Source organism: Clostridium sp. CTA-19 (genome assembly GCF_054767855.1).
Genome location: NZ_BAAABH010000028.1, coordinates 1 through 23,978, shown reverse-complemented (window position 1 = coordinate 23,978; position 23,978 = coordinate 1). Strand labels below are relative to the sequence as shown.

Annotated in this window: 11 protein-coding genes; 7 read left to right on the top strand and 4 right to left on the bottom strand. The window is 26.5% G+C overall.

Translation table 11 applies throughout. The annotated features are described in order from the left end of the window. Positions 1 to 150: 150 nt before the first annotated feature. The 4 genes from ACYUE0_RS13850 to ACYUE0_RS13835 are packed head-to-tail and all read left to right on the top strand — an operon-like array spanning position 151 to position 15,807. Positions 151 to 8,019, top strand: coding sequence for an amino acid adenylation domain-containing protein (locus tag ACYUE0_RS13850; protein ID WP_460271033.1), 7,869 nt, complete (start codon positions 151 to 153; stop codon positions 8,017 to 8,019). 14 nt (positions 8,020 to 8,033) lie between these two features. After that, entirely contained in the window at positions 8,034 to 9,158 is a 1,125-nt protein-coding gene (locus ACYUE0_RS13845; RefSeq protein ID WP_460271032.1) for a saccharopine dehydrogenase NADP-binding domain-containing protein, read from the top strand. Positions 9,159 to 9,185: 27 nt separating this feature from the next. After that, positions 9,186 to 10,280 carry a Gfo/Idh/MocA family oxidoreductase gene (locus ACYUE0_RS13840; RefSeq protein WP_460271031.1) on the top strand — a complete coding sequence of 365 codons (1,095 nt, stop codon included), beginning with the start codon at positions 9,186 to 9,188 and terminating at the stop codon, positions 10,278 to 10,280. Between the two features lie 40 nt (positions 10,281 to 10,320). Then, positions 10,321 to 15,807: an amino acid adenylation domain-containing protein gene (locus ACYUE0_RS13835; protein ID WP_460271030.1), complete on the top strand. Its 5,487-nt coding sequence runs from the start codon at positions 10,321 to 10,323 to the stop codon at positions 15,805 to 15,807. A gap of 138 nt (positions 15,808 to 15,945) precedes the next feature. On the opposite strand, the gene ACYUE0_RS13830 is transcribed toward ACYUE0_RS13835, so the two are convergent. From ACYUE0_RS13830 to ACYUE0_RS13820, 3 genes are read right to left on the bottom strand one after another with little or no spacing between them, the layout of a single operon-like run. Next, entirely contained in the window at positions 15,946 to 16,719 is a 774-nt protein-coding gene (locus ACYUE0_RS13830) for a 4'-phosphopantetheinyl transferase family protein (RefSeq protein ID WP_460271029.1), read from the bottom strand. A 13-nt stretch (positions 16,720 to 16,732) separates the two neighbouring features. After that, the gene (locus ACYUE0_RS13825) at positions 16,733 to 17,494 is read right to left on the bottom strand and encodes a thioesterase II family protein (protein ID WP_061996347.1); all 762 of its coding nucleotides are present in this window, start codon (positions 17,492 to 17,494) and stop codon (positions 16,733 to 16,735) included. A 56-nt stretch (positions 17,495 to 17,550) separates the two neighbouring features. After that, positions 17,551 to 18,522: a helix-turn-helix domain-containing protein gene (locus tag ACYUE0_RS13820; RefSeq protein ID WP_460271028.1), complete on the bottom strand. Its 972-nt coding sequence runs from the start codon at positions 18,520 to 18,522 to the stop codon at positions 17,551 to 17,553. Positions 18,523 to 18,809: 287 nt separating this feature from the next. Between ACYUE0_RS13820 and ACYUE0_RS13815 the strand changes: the two genes are divergently transcribed. The 3 genes from ACYUE0_RS13815 (at position 18,810) to ACYUE0_RS13805 (ending at position 22,475) form a co-directional block, all read left to right on the top strand. Beyond that, entirely contained in the window at positions 18,810 to 20,168 is a 1,359-nt protein-coding gene (locus ACYUE0_RS13815; RefSeq protein ID WP_460271027.1) for an MATE family efflux transporter, read from the top strand. Between the two features lie 378 nt (positions 20,169 to 20,546). After that, the gene (locus ACYUE0_RS13810) at positions 20,547 to 21,530 is read left to right on the top strand and encodes an Rpn family recombination-promoting nuclease/putative transposase (protein WP_460271026.1); all 984 of its coding nucleotides are present in this window, start codon (positions 20,547 to 20,549) and stop codon (positions 21,528 to 21,530) included. Positions 21,531 to 21,968: 438 nt separating this feature from the next. Further along, entirely contained in the window at positions 21,969 to 22,475 is a 507-nt protein-coding gene (locus ACYUE0_RS13805) for a DNA topology modulation protein (RefSeq protein WP_460271025.1), read from the top strand. A gap of 532 nt (positions 22,476 to 23,007) precedes the next feature. On the opposite strand, the gene ACYUE0_RS13800 is transcribed toward ACYUE0_RS13805, so the two are convergent. Beyond that, on the bottom strand, positions 23,008 to 23,978 hold a 971-nt coding region (locus tag ACYUE0_RS13800), incomplete at its 5' end, for a DnaD domain protein (protein WP_460271024.1).

Sequence of the window (23,978 nt, the reverse complement as noted above, 5' to 3'; positions counted from 1 at the left end):
AGAGGTATAATGCTATTGCATTATCAATTGATAATTATTATTGATAAAAGATATATTATATAGTTCTCAATTTAGTATAAATTATTTTATAAGGGAGTGATCAAACTGGATAAAATAAATAACAAACAAATATTATTTAACTATGAAGATATGAAAGATAAAATTAAAAATATATTATCAATAAAAGGTGATATAGAAGATAATCGTAATTTACTTGAGTTAGGATTAAATTCACTTCAAATAATGAGATTAGTAAACCAATGGCGTCGTGAAGGAATAGATATTACATTTTCAAAACTTATTTCATCACCATATCTGAATCATTGGTGGGGACTAATAAAAGAGCAAATAAAAGTAGAATCTAAAAATATTAATGAAGATAAAAAATCAAATATAGATGAGGATAATTTAGAGCTTATAAAATCATTTCCATTAAATGATGTACAGTATGCATATTGGGTAGGAAGACGTGAAAATCAACCACTTGGTGGAGTGGGATGTCATGCTTATTTTGAAATAGATTGTAATGATATTATACCAGATAAATTACAGAGAGCATGGATTAAATTGTTATACCATCATCCTATGCTTAGGGCAAGATTTTTAGAAAATGGAAAACAAGAAATATTAAAAAATCCATATTCAAAAGAAATAGTAATTAATAATTTTAAAGATGAATCTTTAAAAAATATAGAAAAATCTTTAGAAAATATTAGGGAAAAGTTGTCTCATAGGGTGTTAGATGTTAAAAATGGACAAGTTTGTGGGCTAGAAGTTAGCTTATTACCAGATAATAAAACAAGGATACATTTTGATATAGATTTACTAGTTGCAGATATGCAAAGTCTCCAAGTGATTTTTAGAGATTTAGCATTAATTTATGACGGAGTAAAAGAGCTTTCTGCACCGATTGATTGGAGTTTTGGAAAGTACTTAAAAAGGAATCAACAAAGGTTATTAGAAGAAAAGAAAAAAGCTAAAAGTTATTGGAAGAATAATTTAAATATTTTACCTAAAGGACCTACAATACCGTTAGAAGAAACACCAGAAAATATAATAAAACCTGTATTTAAAAGAAGAAAATATTTTTTAAATAATTCTCAGTGGGAATCACTTAAAAGCAAAGCAGCAGCAAATCAGGTTACACCAGCTATGGTATTGTTAGCGGCATATTCAGAAATATTAGACAAATGGAGTGAAAATTCTAAATTTTTAATAAATATGCCGTTGTTTGACCGTGAAACTAGTGAACAAGGAATAGAAGATGTTATAGCAGATTTTACAAATGTATTATTATTACCAATAGATTGCAATAATATAAAGCCATTTTTACAAAGGATAAAAGACATTCAGAAAAATTTTCATAAAACTGTAGAGTATTCATCATATTCAGGAATAGACATATTAAGAGATATGGGAAGATTATATCCTGGAGAAGGAAGTTTTGCACCGGTAGTATTTTCATGTAATTATGAGACTCCACTTATTAGTGAAAAATTTGAAAAAGTTTTAGGAAAACTTTCATATATGATTTCTCAAACACCTCAAGTGTGGCTAGATTTTCAAGTTTATGAGATTAATAATGGGTTATTACTTGCATGGGATAGTGTAGATAAACTTTTCCCAGAAGGTTTAATTGATGATATGTTTAATAAATTTAAAGAATTAATTAATTGGATAGTTAATGAAGAAAGTTGGAGTGAAGTTCCTGAAATTCTTTATAATATTAGAAAATTAAAGAGTTATGACGTAGAAAATGATAAACTTTCATTTAAATATAAAAAATGTTTACATACGTCGTTTTTCGAAATTGCAAAAAAAACCCCTAATAAAATAGCAGTTATAGACGGAGTATTGGGAATTAAAGTTTCATATGAAGAATTAGCAAAAGATGCATTAAAAATAGCTACAATGCTTGAGAAAAATGGAATTAGTAATAAAGATTTAGTTGCAGTAACTTTGCCAAGAGGAATAAATCAAATAAAAGCAGTTTTAGGTATATTAGCTGTAGGTGCATGTTATGTGCCTATTAGTGAAAAACAACCATATTTACGTAGAAATGCAATTTATAAAAAAGCTAATATAAGTTTTACCATTACTAATGAAGAGTTATATGAAAATATAAAATGGCCAACAACTAATAAAATTTTAAAAATTGAAAATTCTAAAGAAATGGAGTTATTTACAGAATTTAAAAAAGTTTCTTCAGATAGTTTAGCATATATAATTTTCACATCTGGATCTACTGGAGAACCTAAAGGTGTTGAAATTTCACATTGCGCAGCAGTAAATACAATAATTGATATTAATAAACGTTATAATGTTTCAAATGAAGATATAGTGTTAGCTCTTTCATCCTTAGATTTTGATTTATCAGTGTATGATATATTCGGCATATTATCTGTTGGTGGAACAGTAGTTACTATTACAGAAGATAACTATAGAGATGCTGCAAGTTGGGTAGAGATAGTACAAAATTATAATGTTACCATATGGAATTCAGTGCCAATATTATTGGATATGTTCTTATTAATGGCTGAAAGCAAAAAAATAAAAATACCATCAATAAGAGTAGCTATGCTATCCGGAGATTGGATTGGACTTGATTTACCTTCAAGATTATATAATATATCAGAAAATGCACAAATGGTAGCTATGGGTGGAGCTACAGAGGCATCTATTTGGTCAAATTATTTTAATGTAACTTTGCCACTAGATTCTAAGTGGAAGTCAATTCCTTATGGACAACCATTAACTAATCAAATTTATAGAGTTGTAGATAGAAAAGGAAGAGATTGTCCTAATTGGGTTTCAGGAGAATTATGGATTGGTGGAGTTGGAGTTGCTAGGGGATATGCAGGTGATGATAAACTTACAAAAGAGCGTTTTGTAGAGTGGAATAATAATAGATGGTATCTAACAGGAGATATAGGTAGATATTGGAGTGATGGGAATATTGAGTTCCTAGGTAGAAAAGATTTTCAAGTCAAAGTTAGAGGACATCGTATTGAACTTGGGGACATAGAAACTGCAATAAAAAAATATCCTAATGTTCAAGATGCTGTAGTTATTACAATAGATGATTCATATAAAAATAAGCATTTAGTTGGATATGTAACACCTAAAAATAAATATGAAGATTATAATACAGATGATTTTAATAGTATTGAAGAAAATATAAAGATTTTCTTACATGACATATTACCAGATTATATGATTCCTACTAGATTTGTATTATTAAAAGAACTACCACTTAATATTAATGGAAAATTAGATAGAAAATTATTGCCATTACCTAGTGTTGAAAAAAATGAAAAATTAGAGAAGCATTTTATGAAACCAAAAACAAAAACAGAATTGTTATTATCTAAAATTTGGTGTGAAATTCTTAATATAAATGAAATAAATATAAATGATAATTATTTCATTTTAGGTGGCGATTCATTAATGGCAACAAAATTGAGCACAAAAATACAAAAGGAGTTTGGTGTTAATTTATCTTTAGAGATGATATTTAAAAATCCTGTGTTTATTGATGAAGTAGGTTGTATTGATAGCTTATTAAAGAATAGCAATGAAATTATAAAAAAAGATGTTCAATTACCAAAAGTAAATCAAGATTTAAAAAATTTATATAAACCATTTCCATTAACAGATATACAAAAGGCATATTGGATAGGAAGAAGTGGAGCATATTCTTTAGGAAAGGTTGCAACTCATTATTACTTTGAATTTGAAGGTGAAAACTTAGATGTATCTAGGATAAATAATATTTGGGAAAAAATCATAAAACGTCATGATATGATGAGAGCAATAATACTTCCTGATGGGGAAAATCAGCAAATATATAAAGATGTTCCAAGCTATGAGATAAAAGTCTATGATTTAAATTCAAAAACTCTTATAGATGCAGAAAAGACATTAAAAGATGTCCGTATAGAAATGTCTCATCAAAAATTTATAACAGACAAATGGCCATTATTTGATGTACGAGCATCCTGTTTTGATAAAGGAAAAGTAAGGCTTCATTTTAGTTTTGATAATATAATTTTTGATGGTTGGAGCATATTTCATATTCTAAATGAAATGGCTGATGTTTATTTTAACCCAGAGGAACCTTTATCAAAATTAGATTTTTCTTTTAGAGATTATGTACTAGCTACTGAAAAAATAAAAAATAGTAAATTATATAAAAGAGATAAAGAGTATTGGTTTAATAAGATAAAAGATTTACCAATGGCTCCAGAGCTGCCGTTAGCTAAAAATCCAGACCAATTAGACAATCATCAATTTACACATTATGAGAAAATAATAAACAAAAATAATTGGACTAAATTTAAAAAAGATATTACAGAGTTTGGATTAACACCATCAGCAGTGTTACTTGCAATATATGTAGAGGTTATAGGAGCATGGAGTAGACATCAAAAGTTTACTATCAACTTAACAAGATTTAATAGAATGCCAATACATCCTAAAATAAATGAAATTGTAGGAGATTTCACATTGTTAACATTACTTGCTATAGACAATTCTTTAAAAGACACATTCATTGAAAGGTGTAAAAATATACAACAAAAATTATGGCAAGATATAGATCACTCATATGTAAGTGGTGTTGATGTGCAAAGAGAACTTGCAAAGATTAATGGTAAGAATCAAGGTATGGTTATGCCAGTGGTATTTACAAGTGCAATAGGATATGAAAACAAAAATTCTAAAGAAATTAGTAGATCTTTATTAGGAAAAAGAATATATAGTATTTCACAAACACCTCAAGTTTGGATAGATAATCAAGTTATAGAAGAAAATAAAGAGCTTATATTAACTTGGGACGTAGTAAAAGAACTGTTCCCAGAGGGATTAACAGATGACATGTTTGAAGCTTATTCTAAAACTATTGATAAAGTTATAAATGATATAAAAGTATGGAAGAAAAAGTCTAGAAATATTATCTCTATTCCTAATATTGAAAAAAGAATAGAGGCAAATAGCACTAAAAGACCAATATGTTATGAAACACTTAATAGTTTATTTGAAAAGAAAGCTTTACAATATCCTAATAACATTGCAATATCATCAACAAATTATAAATTGACTTATAAAGAATTGTTAAAGAAGGTTACTAATGTTAGTAATGTTTTAATAGACAAAGGAGTAAAACCTAACAATTTAGTAGCAGTTATTATGGAAAAGGGATGGGAACAAGTTGTAGCTGTTTTGGGAATAATAAAAGCAGGAGCGGCATATTTGCCAATTGATCCTAATAATCCTAAAGATAGACTTGAAATGTTACTAAATGAGGGAGAGATAAAGTTTGTTTTAACTCAAGGCAGTATAAAAGATAAATTAATTTTACCAACAAAATTTGAATTGTTAGAAATAAATAATATTGCTAATAAAGAAAGTAGTCATATATCACAGGATGTAATTGTAAATCCTAAGGATTTAGCATATGTTATTTACACATCAGGTTCTACAGGAGTTCCTAAAGGCGTAATGATAGACCATATTGGTGCTGTAAATACTATTCTTGATATTAATAAACGCTTTTTAGTAGGACCAGAAGATAGTATAATAGCACTTTCTAACTTGAATTTTGATTTATCTGTGTATGATATTTTTGGAACACTTGCTGCTGGGGCCACAATAGTATTTCCAGATAGTGATTCTATTAAAGATCCTTCTCATTGGTTAGAGTTATTAGAAAAATATAATATTACAATTTGGAATACAGTACCGATGTTTATGCAAATGTTTATGGAATATTTAAGTAATGAAACAAGAGATTTACCACAGTCACTTAGATTAGTTCTATTAAGTGGGGATTGGATTCCACTTGAATTGTCGGATAAAATAAAATTTCATTTTAAAAATACTGAAGTTATTGGACTTGGTGGAGCTACTGAGGCATCAATTTGGTCTAATATATATAAAATTGATAAAATAAATGCAAATTGGAAGAGTATTCCTTACGGTAAACCAATGGTTAATCAACATTATTATATATTAAATGAATTAATGGAAGAATGTCCAAACTGGGTTCCTGGTAGGCTGTATATTGGTGGTATTGGCGTTGCTAAGGGTTATTGGAAAAATGAAAAGAAAACATCAGAAAGATTTATATTATATCCTAAAACTGGAGAGAAGATATATTATACCGGCGATTTAGGAAGATATTGGCCAGATGGAAATATAGAGTTCCTTGGTAGAGAGGATTCTCAAATAAAATTAAATGGATATAGAATTGAACTTGGTGAAATTGAAAGTACAATAAAACTTAACAAAGATATAAAGGATGCTGTAGTTATTGTAGATGAAAAGAATAATGAAGAACGTAATTTAATAAGTTATATAGTTCCTAAAAATAAAGAGTTATCAATTTGTTTTGAAAATGTAGAATCTGATAAAAAGCATAGTGATAAATGCTTACAGCATATAAAAATGTCTATAGAAGAGGCAATGAATAACCTATCAAATGATGTGAATTTAAGTAAAATAGTATTATTTAATAATTGTCTAGATCATATTAGTATTAAGGCCATGTGTGATACTTTTAGCAATATAGGTATTTTTAGCAGTGATGCTAAAGGGGAATATACAATAGAAGATATAATTAAAAAATATAAATTGGATAATCGATTTAAAACGTTAATAACTCATTGGTTAGACACTTTTGTTAAAGAAGGCATTCTACAAAAAGATTGCAAAGGAAAGTATTTTAATTTATATCCTATAGGAAATTACAAGAAAAATACTGAGATGATTAATCAGTTAAATTCATACCCAGATTTAAAAGAAAAAATAGTTTTAGTAGATATGAAAATGCACAAAGATATAAATACTAATATTTCTATATTAAAAGGTGAAAAAGATTCACGTGAAGTAGTTATTGACAATAGTTTATGTTTAACTCCTAATAAATTAGAAAAATATAATATAGGAGGAGACTATTATAAGGGGTTGTTATGTAAAGCTCTAAAAACTTTTATAAACTCATACAATAACAAAATAAATATTTTAGAAATAGGTGGAAGAATGGGTAATATTCTATCATTAATAAAAGAGTGTTTGCCTAAGGAAAACTGTGAGTATATATACACAGATGAATCATCTTATTTTTTAGAAAAAGTAAAAAATGAGCATAAAGGGTCCCAAATAATAGATTTTAAACTATTAAATGTTAATAAATCTCCTTTAAATCAAGGTTATGAATATCATAAATACAATATTATAGTTGCTAATAATTCTATACATCGCTCAAAAAATATTGTGAAAACTTTAAGATTTTTAAAAGATATGCTAGCACCTGGAGGTATATTACTGATTGTAGAAGCTACTGAAAATAGAAAAATTCAATTAAATACAGTAGCTCTTTTAGAAGATGGGTTTTCAAATATAGAAGATATAAGAAAAGAAAACAGGCTTCCATTATTATCTAATAATCAATGGATAGATATATTAAAATCACAAGGGTTTTCAAATATAGATTTTTCTTTATTGTATAGTAAAATTTCTGAAATTTTTGGACAAAACTTAATTATTGCAGAAGGTCCTAAAACTGTTAAAAAGTTTAAATCAGATGCACTTTCTAATTTCATGAAAGAAAAATTACCGAATTATATGTTGCCTAAAAAATACTTTTTATTAGATGAGATACCTCTTTCAAAAAATGGAAAGGTAGATAGAAAAATATTAGAAGAATTCAGTGAAAATTACAATAAAGATTATAAAAAATCTAATGTAGTACCTTTTACAGATATTCAAATTAAAATAGCTAATTCATGGAAAGATATACTTCATAATAATGAAATTAGTGTAGAAGATAACTTCTTCAAACTAGGAGGAGATTCATTACAAGCAATTCAGTGCGTAAATATATTAAAGGATAAATATAATATTAAGTTATCTTTAAAAAATTTCTTTGAAGCATCTAATATATACGATTTAGAAAAATTTATAGAAAATAAACCAATACAAACAAATTTAACTGAAACCTTTGTAGAAGGTGAAATATAGGATGTGATAATAGAGTGAATAAGAAAACTATTGGAATTTTAGGAGCTACAGGAGTAGTTGGTGTAGGTGCTGTTAAAACTATTTTAAAATTAAATAAATATGATGTTTTGCTTGGATATAGAAATTTAGAGAAAATTAAAAGTTTATATAAAGATATGATTAGTGAAGACCAATATATTAAGGTAGAGATTAACAATGAGGATTTAGTTGATAATTTTTGTGATAGATGTGATTTAGTAGTTAATTGTGCAGGGCCGTCTAATTTAATAAGTATTAAAATAGTAAAATCATGTATTAAAAAAAATGTTAATTATTTAGATGTTTCAGGTAATAAAATTTTATATGATTATCTTAAAGAAAAACAGAGTGAAATCATAAAAAAGAGATTATTATTTATTATTTCAGCTGGAATATACCCAGGCCTATCTGAAATTTATCCTGCTTATATATCTGAAAGTATTTTTGATAAAGTAGATAAATTAGAAATTTATTTTGAGCATAAGGGAGAAATGTCATTCAATGCTGCATACGATTTTGTATGTGGCATTGAAGAAAATAGTGGACAAGGCATGATGTATTGTAGAGAGGGTATTTCAGTAAAACTAGAAAATAGAACAAATCAAAATTATAAGGATTATGATTCAGAAAAAAATTTTGATGTATACCCAGTGTTGAATACAGAATTTATTGAAATGGTAAGGCAACAAAAAATTAAAAATGCATATTTCTATAATGTTTATGAAGATAAATCAATACTAAATGATTATGTAATCATTAAAGCATTAAAACAATATGAAACAGAAAAGCAAAAAAAAGAATCTGCCCAATTATTGATGAAGCACAATTTAAAATCAATACAAAAAGAGGAATTCGTATCAATGGATATTCAAGCTAATGGTTATAAGGATAATTGTTATATTGAAGTTATATCTAAGCTTTTGTGCAAATATAATGGAAATAAATTATCTGGAGTAGTTGCAGCTAATGTTGTAGATAATATTATTTCTAATAAATCTAATATTGTAGGAACTTACTACCCGTCACAAGTAATAAATCTAAAAAATTTTATTAATAGGTTAATAGAGCAATCTATAATAATAAAAACTGAAATTTTAAATATTGAAGAAGGTATGATTTAAACCATTGAAGAATGAAAGGATAAAAAAATGAAGTTGAAAAAAAGACTAAAAACTATAGTTTGTGGTTCAAGATTTGGACAATTTTATATAGAGGCTTTAAATTTGTTAAAAGAAGATTTTGAAATAGTTGGATTATTAGCTAAAGGAAGTGAACGTTCAATAAGCTGTGCAAAAGAATATGGGATTAAATTATATACAGATATTAAAGAGTTACCAACGGATATAGATTTAGCTTGTGTTGTAGTAAAATCTGGTGTCATCGGTGGCAATGGTACAGATTTAACATTAGAGTTTTTATCTAAAGGAATAAATGTAATTCTAGAGCAACCTGTTCATTATAATGATATAACAAAATGCATGAAAGTTGCTAGAAAAAATAATGTTTGTTTCCATATAGGTGATTTATATGTAAATCTTCCATCAGTGAATAAATTTAACTTATATTCTAAGGCAATATTAAAAGAGCAAAAAGGATTATATATAGATGTATCATGTACAACTCAAGTATCTTTTCCATTAGTTCATATTTTATTGAAAATATTATCATCAACCAGACCTTTAAAAATTAATGATAATATTGAAAAAGTTGGGATATTAAAAATACTTACTGGAAAAATTGGAGATATTCCTATTTTAATAAAAGCGGACAATAGATTGGATCCAGAAAATCCAGATAACTGTTTACCTTTGTTACATGAAATAAATATTGGATTTGAAGGAGGAAGAATATCTTTAATAGAAACTCATGGTTTTATAGTTTGGTCACCTTGTTTATATGTGCCTGAAGTTAATGGAATTCCAAATAAGTTTAAAGATAAGTGTCCTTTGAATTTAATTGATAATAGTTCTGAAATACTTGGTGGAATAACAGAAAACTCTTTTAAAGATATACTTACAAAAGAGTGGCCAGTATCAATAGGTAAAGATTTAATATTCATAAAAGATATGATTTTAAAAGACATTAAAAAAGAAGTGTTAAACAAAAATGGACAACAGAATCTTTTATGTTCTAAGTATTGGCATGAAATAACTAAAAAATTAGGATACCCTTCTATAAAAAACAATGATGATTATAAACATATATCTATAAATAATCTACAACAAATTATAGTAAATGATTAAAAAATATTTAGATCGAGCATTTGAAAGGAGTTGCATTTGAGTGGAAAATGAAGCTAAAGAACTTTTGAAATATTTAAATAATATAGGTGTAACATTATGGCAAGAGGATGGAGCCTTACGCTATAGAGCACCTAAAGGAGTATTATCTAGCAGTAATTTAGAAAAACTAAAATTTTATAAAAATAATATAATAAATATATTAGCAAATCAAGAGAGGGAGGGTAAAACAGAAATAGATTCAGAATCACAATTTATACCATTTCCTTTATCAGATGTGCAATCTGCATATTTGTTAGGAAGAGAAGAACTTTTTGAATATGGTAGTGTTGCTTGTCATATTTATATGGAGTTAAATTATTCAGATTTAGAGCATGAAATGGCAGAAGAAGCATGGAATAAACTTATTTTAAGACATAATATGTTGAGAGCAGTATTTGATAAAAAAGGTAATCAAAGAATATTAGAAACTGTTCCTAGATTTAAAATAAACTATATGGACTTGTCTGAAGGTGATATTTCATATAATAAATTAAAGCTTAACTCTATAAGAGAAGAAATGGGACATAGAATATATAATGCTGAAAATTGGCCATTATTTGATGTGGGAATAACTAAAATGAAGAATAATTCAATTTTACATTTTTCTATGGATTTTCTAATTGCGGATTGGACAAGCATTCTTTTACTAATATCAGAATTTGAAAAAATATATGAAAATCCTAATATTTCTTTGCCAGAACTAAAAATAACATTTAAAGATTATATGGTAAAGGAACATAATTTAAAGAAAAGTCCTGAATATTTAAGTGATAAAAAATATTGGATGGATAGAATAGATAGTTTACCATTAGCACCTAAATTACCTTTAAATAATAAAAAAGCAGAAGATAAAAAAGCAGTTAATTTTAAACGTTATTCATTACATCTTGATAATGAAAAATGGGCAAAAATCAAAAATCATACTAAGAATTTTGGATTAACACCATCTACTATAGTAATGACTGCATATGCAAAGGTAATAGAAAAGTGGAGTAGTAATAAAAAGTTTTTATTGAATCTTACATTACTGAATCGCCAACCATTGCACCAACAAGTAAACGAGATTATTGGAGATTTTACATCAGTAAATCTACTAGAAATTAATATGGAAAATGATTATTCTTTTAAAGAATATGCAAAATCAATACAGAACCAATTATTAGATGATTTAGATCACCGTTTATTTTCTGGCGTAGAGGTATTAAGAGAAACATCTCGTAGAAAAGGTAGAGAAAATGCTTTAATGCCAATAGTATTTACTAGTGCAATTGGTATTACAAAACAGATTGAAAAAAGCAAAATGAAAGGACAAATAGGTGAACATGGAATAAGTCAAACTCCACAAGTATTTATAGATTGTCAAGCAATGGATAATGAAATGGGATTAGATATAAATTGGGATGTTAGAGAAGGTGTATTTCCTAAACATATGATAGAAGATATGTTTAAGACATTTAAAAAACTTTTAAACATTTTATCAGAAAATGAGAAGTTATGGGACGAAAAAGAAATTTTAAAACTTCCTTCTTGGCAGGAAGAAGTTTTAAAGAAAGTTAATGATACAAAGTTAAATATGGATACCAAATTATTACATTATGATATTTTTAAAAATGCTATAAAATATCCTGAAAAAATTGCAGTTATTGACTCAAAAGAGCAACTTAGTTATAGTGAATTAGTTTTTAGAAGTTTAAATATTGGTAGCAAATTAAAAGAATTGGGCTGTACACCTCAAGATAAAGTTGCAATAATTATGGACAAATCTGTACACCAAGTATCCTCTGTATTAGGAGTATTAGCTATCGGGGGAGTGTATGTTCCAATAGATGTAAAACAGCCATATAAACGTTTACAAAATATAATTAAAAAAGCAAATATAAAATATATTATAACAAATTCATCAGTAAAAAGAACTTGGGATGAAAGTTTAAGTGTAATAGAAGTTGATAAATTAATATATTCTAATGATTATGATGTAATCCCTCAATTAGGGAATCCAGAACTTCCGGCATATGTAATTTTCACATCTGGTTCTACTGGAGAGCCTAAAGGTGTAATTATAAGCCATAAAGCTGCTATGAATACAATTGATGATATGAATACAAAGTTTGATGTTAAATATACTGATACGGTTATTGGACTTGCTAAATTAAGCTTTGATTTATCAGTTTATGATATTTTTGGACTACTTTCAGTAGGTGGAACTTTAATATATCCAGATAATGATAGGTTAACAGATCCATCTCATTGGTCTGAGTTAATGATAAAACATGAAGTAACAATATGGAATACAGTTCCGGCAATGATGGAAATTTTAATATCTTATCTAAGTTATAATTCAAATATCAATGTTTCTACATTACGTTTAACATTACTTTCAGGTGATTGGATTCCTTTAAAATTACCTAATATGATAAATAACTATTTACCTAATAGCATGGTTGTTAGTTTAGGTGGAGCTACAGAAGCAGCAATATGGTCTATTTATCATATTTATGAAGAATATAATGATGAATATAAAAGCATACCTTATGGAAAACCTTTAGCTAATCAACAGTTTCGTATTTTAGATTGTAAAATGAATGATTGTCCAGTGTGGTGTGAAGGAGAATTGTATATCTTAGGTGATGGTCTAGCATATGGGTACTTAAATGATGAGTGGAGTACATCTAAACAGTTTGTTACCCATCCATCAGATAAAGTGAGAATGTATAAAACCGGTGATTTAGGATGTTATCACCCTGATGGCAATATTGAATTCTTAGGAAGAATAGATAATCAAGTAAAAATAAAAGGACATAGAATTGAACTAGGAGAAATTGAAAGCGCATTAATTAAACATCCGTCTATTGCTATGGCCAATGTTTTAGTAGATAAAATAAATGATGAAAAATCTTTATTAGGTGTTGTTAAACTTGCTAACAGTAGGAATATAGACAAAAAAGAAATTAACTCTAAGTTGTATAAACTATATGATGGAATTCATGAAAGTTCTGATTCAGTCATTGAAGATATAGATAGTGATAGCATAAAAAATGCAGTAAACTGTCTTGATAAAGTAGTACAAAACTCTATGTTATATTCACTTCAAAAAATCGGACTGTTAAAGAATGGAGAAAAAATAAATATTGAAGATATAACTAATTGTGAAAAAATTAGTGATGATTTTCATTGGATTGTAATTCGTTGGTTATCAAAATTAAAAGAAGATAAAGTTTTATTAACAGATGATAATAACAATTATGTATGTAGTAAACATATAACTAAAGATGAGATAGAAAAACAGTGGGATACTTTAGAACAAGTATGGGAAAAAATAAGTGGCACTAATGGATTTATAAACTATTTACGTGGATGTTTTGAAAAGTTGCCACAGTTATTATCTAAAGAGCAAGATCCAGTTTCATTACTTTATCCAGAAGGTAAAATGGATTATGTACAATCTTTATATTTTGATCATATAATTTCTAGATATTTAAATAATTGTATAGCTACTTTAATAAAAAGAATAGCTGAAAATCATCCTAAAATACCATTAAGAATTTTAGAAATAGGAGCAGGGACAGGAGCAACTACTGAGCAAGTATTAAATGCTCTTAAGGAAGAAGAAATAGAATACTTATTTACGGATAATACAAAGTTTTTTATACCTAGTGCAAAAAGTCGATTTGAAAAATATAAAGGTGTAACCTTTGGCATATTTGATATAGATAATAATTATAGAAATCAAGGATTTGCACCAAATAGTTTTGACATAATTATTGGAGCAGAAGTAATAGAAAATGCAAAAAATATACCTAAAACTTTTAAAAATCTAATAGAGTTATTGTCTCCACAAGGTTGGATGGTTTTTTCAGAACCAGTTAAGGAACAGAATTGGATTTTAATATCACAAGCATTTATGATGACAAAACCTAGTGATGAGCTTAGAGTAAAGAGTTCATATCTTAATGCAGATAGCTGGTTAAATCTTATGAAACAACATAGTAAATCTCCAATTTTAATGTTGCCACAAAGAGAACATAGACTGGCTCCTTTTGGAATTAATGTTTTTGCAATGTGTGTAAAGGAAGAAAAAGAGTTAGTTAAAGAAAAAGAAATTGTAGACTATTTATCACAACAAGTTCCAGATTACATGATACCTTCTCATATACAAATAGTAGACGAGATTGCTCTTACTGTTAATGGAAAGGTTGATAAAAAAGAATTAAGTACATGGAGACCGAAAATTATAGAAAATAAAGATATAATTACAGTTAAAAATGAAGAAAAAGATTTTCTAGAAAATTATTTAACTGATTTATGGACAGAAGCATTAAGTATTCCATGTATTGATAAAACAGAAGATTTTTATCATTGTGGTGCAGATTCTTTAATTATGGCTCAAGTTGCTGCAAAATTACGTAGCAAACTTTCAAAAGAGCCTTTTAAAAAGGATATACCCTTTGATGTGTTATTAAAGCAAATGCTCAACGAACCTAATATTAAATCAAGTGCAAAATTTATAAGAAACTATGATAATGATTATAAGAAGGTTTCCTTAAAACAAGAGAATAATAGTAATGGAGTAATAACAAAATTTAATTCTGAAAAGAAAGAGCCGTTAAGAGTAGTATTTCATGCCGGATTAGGAAGCATAAATGAATTTGGTTTACTTTTAGAAAATTTAAAAGAACAAGGATTAGGTACCGTTGTAGGTATTACTGTAAATGATGATAAAATTTATAGACAAATAAATGAAAAAAATCTTATTAATGCTCTTGCAGATGACTATTCAAAGCTTTTAATTGATACAGGATATGAAAAGTTTCAATTAATAGGCCATAGTATGGGGGGATTAATAGCAGTTGAAGTTGCAAGACGTTTATTAGAAAATAATATATCTGTAATAGATGTTGCTTTAATTGATAGCTTCCCAGGAACATTTTATATTGAAGATGATTTAATTCTTGAAGCTATGTTTCAATTAGCATTAAATATAAATTTAAACCAAGTTGGCTGTAATAATGTAGGTATAAATAGTTTATCTAAAGGAATAAATTATTTGCTAAAAGAAAATAAAGAGAAAATTTCTAAGGGTTCAGCTTGTTTAATAGGTGGAAATGAAACATTAAATAAAGTTGGAGATATGTTTAGAAAAATGGACTCTTTAAGCAAAAAAGAAAGGTTTAAAATATATAGTAGCTCTATTGAAAATAAAATACCAGTAGAAATGTTGGAAGAGTTATTTAGTGTGTTTTGTCATAGTTCAAAATCAGTTAATTATATTCCAGAAGCGTATGTAGGAGACATTAGATTTTTTAAAGCCAAGGAATTTTCTAATATATTAGTAGGTGATAATGAATCAGTTATAGATTTATGGAAAGATATATGTATTGGCGACTTAGAAGTTATAGAAATTGAAGGAAATCATTTCTCTTGTGTAAATAATGAATCTTATGTTAAAAAACTAGTTAAATTAATTGCATCTCCTATAATTACTAACTAGTTAAATAATAAAAGCTATCATTTATCTAATAATTTAATTTAGATAAATGATAGCTTAAAATTTTTACAAAATAGGTTCTATTAAATTTTAAAAAATACGTTGTGAATTATAGGCAAAGTCTTAAATTATTTAATATTATTATTCACCTAAATTATCATGTTTAAAGCAAATAGATGCAGTATAGTTGTCTAGGATATTAAATGAAATTATATTCCATATATATCCTGAATAATTTTTATCATTAACTTTATAATAATTATCAAATTTATTTTGTATATAAAATGAACTTAGTGATCTATTTAATCCTTCGCCAGTAGCTTTAAGAAAAGCTTCTTTTTGGGTCCAATATTTATAAAAAATATCCTGTTTTTTTAAGTTTGAAACTTTATTAAAGTTTTCGATTTCAAGTTCATGAAAATAGTTAGTAACTATATCATTAAAATCATTAATATTCTTATTATATTCAACATCTATTCCAATAGTTGCTGAATTTGAAAATGCAAAAGCAATTAAATTATTTGAATGAGAAATATTAAAATTAATATTTTTATCATCTATAACTACTTTTGGCTTTCCATATAGGTCTTTTTCAAATTTAATTTCATTATTTGATAAGTTTAAATATCTGCTTATCAAGATTCGTAATAATCCATGTGTTATTGCAAAACGTTCTTTATCTTTTTCAAAACAAAAGCTATTCATTTTATTTACTTCATCATTACAAAGAAGATTTTCAAAGAATAAAGTATTAGATTTATATAAATCAATATAAATCAGCCAAATATGAATTTCATTTTTATTTAATTCTAATAAACTTGAAATCTTAAAACTGATAGTATCAAAATCTTTTACTATTATCTTTAAAAATTTATTATCATTTTTATTAAAAAAATCAAAATAATTATTAATCATCTAATTTTTAAGGTTAACTTGGAACCCTATAATTTGAAATGATTTTAGAGATTTTATTTAAAAGCTCCTCAACATGTGATTTGAAAAAGAAATGATCGCCTTCAATCATACTATAAGAAAATAAATTACTTGTATAAGCTGACCAGTCTTGAATTTCATCTTCAGATGCTTCTGTATCATATACGCCTCCAAAAGCTATTATAGGACAAGGCAAAGGAGATTTATCTTTAAATACATAAGTTTCATCTATTGTGTAATCAGCTCTTAATATAGGAAGAAATAAATTCATAAGTTCTTTATTTTCAAAAATAATATTAGGAATACCAGATAATTTTCCTATTGCATTTAAAAATTCATTATCAGGTAAAAAATGAATAGGATTTGGCTCTGGGATGTGTGGAGCTCGACTTCCTGAAACAATCAAACAGTTTGGTATTTTATTATAAACAGAATTAAGATTATGAGTAATTTCAAAAGCCACTCTAGCACCTAAACTATGACCAAAAAACAAAAAAGGTTTATCTAAATATGGCAATATAGAGTTTGTAATATATTTAACTAAACTATCCATATCAAGGATAGGATCTTCACAGATTCTATTTTCTCTTCCAGGTAACTGAATAGGGTATACGCCTATATCTTTTGGTAAGAATTTATGCCATTGACCATATATAGATGCTCCACTACCAGCACAAGGCAAGCAAAAAATACGAATTTTATCATTAGGATTTGGATATGTTAACAACCAAGATGTAGTTTTAGTTTTAAATTCCATAATAACCTCCCATAATTTGTTATTCATTTTAAATCATTTGTCAATGAAAGCTATAGTTATAGGCCTATATTACATTTAGTTAGTTTACGATATTGAGTTGGCAATAAACCTGTTTTACGTTTAAATAGCTCTGAAAAGTAACCAACATGATTGTAGCCAACAGCTCTAGAAATTTCACGTATAATTAAACTACTATTTACCAGAAGATATTCAGCATAGCTGATTCTCATATCTTGAATATATTGAGTAATTGTACATTTATATGTTTCTTTAAAAATGTATTTAAGCTTAGTTTTTCCCATAAGAGCAATTTCAGCAAGTGTATCTAGCTTAATATCATATATAAAATTATCTTCAATATAATCATGTACTAAAGAAAGAAAATGTGAATCCTGAGAAGTTAAAATCTTTTTTTTAGTAAAGTTTCTATTTTTCTCTATTATTAAAGAAAATGCTTCAAAAACTTTGCTTTCGTAATACATCTTAGCAGCAGCGCCAGTACCACGAAAATTCCTTATTTGTCTAAAGACAAATATAAGCTCTGAAAAGTCATTTATGTCATTAATAGAGTTAAATGCAAATTGAGGATTCTTAAATTCACCAGGATATTTTATATCTAAATAGTTTTCGTAAAATTCAGGCATTATTTCTATACCAACTGAATGAACTGGAATATTTCTATGGTAAATTGCTCTATATAAATCGTTGTTGGAAATATGTCCTCGTATACAACTCTTATTAAATTGTTTATAAGGTTGAAGCTCTTTTTTTGAGATAGAATCATAATAGTTTATTCCTATGTAAGTAGGTTGTTTATACTCTAAAAAAAGATCATCATAAAGAACATAGTCCTGTATAGAAATAGAAAATAGATTTTCCTTAGCATATACCCAGTAATATCCATTACCTTTATTAGGTGATACACAATAACATAGGCCTTCTTTGTTATAATTAAAAGTAGATTTGACAGGGCGAAAACCACATTTAAATAAACAAGGTTCATGCATTTCTTTTATAATATCTTTCATAAATACCCCCTATTTTAAATACCAGAATAAGACATTAAATTTCCGCTAATAGACAACTATTGTATTATCAATTGACAATGATTCTAAATAGAATTATATATAAGTGTATAAGTAAAAATTTTATAGCATATATTGAAATATAATAATGATAATGATTATCATTATTATAAGGTAATTATATCATTATTTTACTATTTAAGTCAATTGAAGTTTAAGGGGGGATTAATATGTGTTTTAGATTTATTAATATTTATTAATAATTAATGGGTTAATGGAGGGATAAATTTATGAGTAAAAATAGAGAAGAATTAATAAATGAAGATCCTAAAAAATTAATGGTTAAGTTATGTGTTCCAGCAATAGTAGGTATGGTTGTAATAGGCTTATATTCTTTCATGGATGGAGTTTTTGCTGGACAATTAATAGGAAAAAATGCTATGGGAGCTGTATCAGTAGCATATCCACTTACTTTAATTAACTGTGCCATAGCTACTTTAGTAGGTATCGGATCTGCTTCGGTTTTAGCTAGGGCTATAGGGAAAAATGACCAAGAAACTGTAGATAAAATTATGGGAAATTTACTATCTTTAGTTTTATTACTTTCACTTGCCGTTATGATTTTAGGTATAATATTTGCTAGAAAGTTATTACTTTTAACTGGAGCAAAAGGAGAAATATTAGAATTAGCAGTAAGATATATTAGAATTGTTTTTCTAGGTTCAATTTTTGTTAATTTTGCACAAAGCGCTAATATGATAATGCGTGGTGAAGGACTTATGAATAAAGCTATGATTTTTATGGGTATAGGAGCAATATTAAATATAATTTTAGATCCTATTTTAATTATAGCTTTTGGCGAATATGGAATTGAAGGTGCAGCAGTAGCTACAATATCTTCTCAATTTGTACAATTTGTAATAACAATGATATATTTTATTAAGAAGAGTAAAACTGTAAGATTCCATAAAATAAGAGTTGAAAGACTACTTCTTCCTCAAATATTTTCAGTAGGATTATCTGCTATGATGATGCAACTAATGAGTATTCTACAACAAACTTTAATGTATAGGATGGCATCAAAGTATGGTGGAGAAAGTCAGTTAATATTAATGGGTGCAGTTTTAAGAATACAAGCATTTTCCTTTATTCCTCTTTGGGGGATGAGTCAAGGGTTACAACCAGTAGTAGGTACAAATTATGGAGCAAAATTATTTTCAAGGGTAAAAAAATCTACCAATATATTTATAATAGGAGCAACAGTTTTGGCATTAATATTTTGGATTCCTATTGAAATTTTTTCAGCTAATGTATTAGCATTATTTATAACAGATGTAGAAGCTGTTAAGGCAGGAATAGTTAGCTTTAGAACTATGTATAGTGTATTCCCAGTGTTGGGAACAATAATTATGGGAATAACTTTTTTTCAATCAATAGGTAATGGAAAAAATGCTAGTATTATGGTTTTGTTAAGGCAAGTAATACTTTTTATACCGACAATAACAATACTTCCTAAAATAATAGGAAATTATGGGGTGTGGCTTGCAACACCATTAGTAGATGGAACAGTATTTATTATGGCGTTATATTTAATTTTCAAGGAATATAAAAATATGGATAGCTCAAGTGAAATGAAAGTAAAAGTGTAATATGCATAAAATTAAGTTTGTAGTTAAAGTTGAATGTAAAAGATTTATTATAGACTAAAAAAGCATAAAGTAAGTTTACTGAAAAATTCCTAGTTAAATTATATATTAAAAAATATATAGTTTAGCTAGGAATTTTATTTAAGTTTAAAATCATCAATATTTATTATTTTATTACATTGTTCCAATATTTTATCTTTATAATATTTTTTTCTTTTAATAACATTAAAGCATTATTTTCACTAATAAAATTTTTATTAAAACCTTTTACAATAAAATTGTGTAACTAAATTAGGTAATACAATAATTATTTATGAAATAAAGAGATGAAGAAAATAATTAAATTATGATATAATTAGATAAACAAAGGATGTGAATAAATTGGCTAAAAAACATGATTTTGATGCAGCTTGGAAGTCTATATTAGAAGCTTTTGAAACAGAAATAGTAGAACTACTTTTCCCAGAGATATTTAATAAGATAAATTGGAATTTAGGAACCGAATCACTAGATAAAGAATTGCAAGAAATTCAAAAGGATATATTTGATAGAGACAGTAGCGAGAAAATAATTTCAGATAAGATAATAAAAGTAAGGTTAAAAAATGAAGGAAGTAAAATACTATTTATACATGTGGAAGTACAAAGTTATAGTAGTGACCATGAAGTTTTTGGGGAAAGAATGTTTAGATATTTTTACAGAATATGGGATAAGTTTAGATATAAACAAAAAGATAAATCAGAAATAGTAGCTGCAGCAATATATACTTACAAGGGGCAACGTGGAAAAGATAAAAGGTATGTTTATAAGTTGCCAGAAATAGATAATGATATATTAACATATAATTTTAGAACTATAGATATAGAGAAAATAAATTTTGAGGAAATTAGTGAAAATAACCCATTAAAATTGGTTTTTAAAATGGCAAAAAGTTTACTGGAAACAGGTGTAACTGATAAAGAAATATACGACGCAAAAATCAATTTAGCTGATGAATTAAAAAACTATGATAAAGTAAAAAATAATGAGCAAATAAAGGCATTAGTAGACTTTTTAGAATACTTATTTTTAATTGAAAATCATGAATTAGAAAAAAAGTTTGATGAGTATAAAAAGAAAAGTGGAGGTGCATTTAAAATGACTATAGAAGAAATTAGAAAACTACATTATAAACAAGTTGGAAAAGAGGAAGGTAGAGAAGAAGGTAGAGAAGAAGGTAGAGAAGAAGGTAGAGAGGAAGGCAAAAGAGAAATAGCTAAAAAACTTTTAAAAAAAGGTATAGATATTGATATTATTATTGATACAACAGAATTAAATTTAGAGGAAATAAATAATATTATAAAAGACTTAGAAAAAAGTAATTAATTTATTTGTAAAAATTTCTCAATTATAGTATTGAAATAGAATGGCTTAGATTTACGTGCATGCTTATAACATTATAATATAATCAATTGAAAACAAATAAAAAAACATATGACAATATATGTTTTTTTATTTTATAAAGTTTTAAAAAAGCTATAGGGTTCCAAGTTGACTTTTAAAATTATCCATTCCAAAACTTGGATACCTAAAATAGTGAGACATGCTCCCAATCACCTAGAATTCAACACTGTAACTTGTATAAGAGTATTTTAAGGTTATTGAATAAATTTAAATTGGAGCTTGTTTCCCTATAAATATAGGATTTAAAGTATAAACATAAAAATTTTAAATTTTAAAAATTAATGGAGGAATTTTAGACATACTTATCGAAAATGTATTAGATTTTATATATTATTAATTCATTAGGAAGAGGGGTATTCTATGAGAATAGCAATAATTGGATATAGCGGTAGTGGAAAGTCAACACTTGCTCGAAAACTTGCAGAACATTATGATATACCTGTTTTATTTCTTGATACAGTTAAGTTTTTACCAAATTGGGTTGAGCGTGATACAGAAGAATGCCGTTTTATAACTTGGGAATTTATGAAGAATGAGTCATGGGTAATTGATGGAAACTATAATGATTTTTTTCAGAAAGAACGATTAGAGCAAGCTGATAAAATTATTTTTTTAGATTTCCCTCGTAGGATATGTATTTATAGAGCTATAAAAAGATATTTTAAGAATCAAAATAGAACCCGAGAAAGTATGGCTGAAGGGTGTATAGAAAAAATTGATGTAGAATTCATTTGGTGGATTCTACATGAGGGTAGAACTAAAGAAAAACATAATCATTATAAAAATATAGAAAAAGAATTTAAAGATAAAGTTGTAATATTGAAAAGGCCTAAAGATGTGGAGTTATTCTTGAAAAAAATTATTTAATAATATAAATTAAGAATTAAGAATTAAGAAGCGTGTTTAAAACATATGTCTCTTTTAGGTTGTATTAAAAAATATTGATTTTAAGTAGTTTTTATAAAAGTTAAGAAAGGTACTGGTTCTTTACTTATCTTATTATGGATATACATTAATTATAGAATCTACGGTTTAAACAAAGCAACTAGCCGCAAATGAACCTGTCCCTCTTGTTAGGACATAGAAATTTTAAAGCATTGCTTAGCTAGGTGCTTTATCCCAAATATAATGTTAGGGACTGATCTTCAGTAGTTAGAAGATAAACGAAATGAAGAAAAGCATCAACCCCTAAATATAGTAAAATAGACGATTATTCGTCTGTACCTTTTAGTATAAAATTATTGCTTATAACGAAATCTTAATAAACTTATATTAAAAACTAAATGAGAACTATCTTTTTATCCCATAGTGTATTTAGTAGTACTAGAAACATAGTAATTATTGACTTGATTAAAGCTATAAAATTAAGTTTTAAGTATGAAACTCTATAGTCATTATATTAACAAAAATCATAGCCTAAAAGTTCTTTCTCTAATTTATCAAAATCATATTTCCTTTGATGAAAATTATTAAATGTATCTTTGTTAGAAGATGAGTTCTTATATTGCCTTTGCATTATCTTCTTACCGTTAATTTTCCAATTTTTAAGAATACCTTCAACATAGCAAAGTCTAACATTTCCTTTGCTAATTGCTTCTTCCATAGCATCTATAACAGTAAATGTGTCATTATCATCTATAAGCCTATCTAAAGTTAAAATTGCATCTGTAGTTAGATTACCAAAACCATTTTCGCTGTAGTAAGAATAAACTTTAGAGTTTATAGGATTTAAATCCTTATTTAAATTATAACTAAAACTATTAGAAGTACTACTAGTACTACTGTTAGTAGTTGTTGTTGTTATATTATTATATATATTATTATTATCTTTTTGATTATTTATATAAAATCTATTTATAGATTTTATATTATTAAATAACATTGTTATGTTATTTAATATATTATATATATCTTTCATCAAGGAATTATCTCCATGAAGGTCTTTAAAAAGTCCCTTTGATACGGACATAAAATCACCTAAATCCATATTGTCAGGATTTTTATCCATAGTATTATGGGGAGAATCCCAACTGTTTTGCAAATTATCCGAAGAAGAAAAAGAATTATCAAGACTATCGGTATTTTTATCCATAGATGTATTCGGAGATTTTTCACTATGATTATTTTTAGAATTATTATTATTTTTAATATCAAATATTTTATAAAAGATTTCTGTGAAACCATAAAAGGAATATGATCCGTTATCTCTTAACACAGTATGTTTAAGAATTTTATTTCTGCAAAGYTTTTTAAGCTTTCTATAAAGTGTATCTTTTTTTATATTAAGAATAAGTAGATTTTCTAACATTTCATCATAATCTAGCCAGTAGTATTTTTCTCCATTAAAAAYTTTAGATATAAATTTATTAT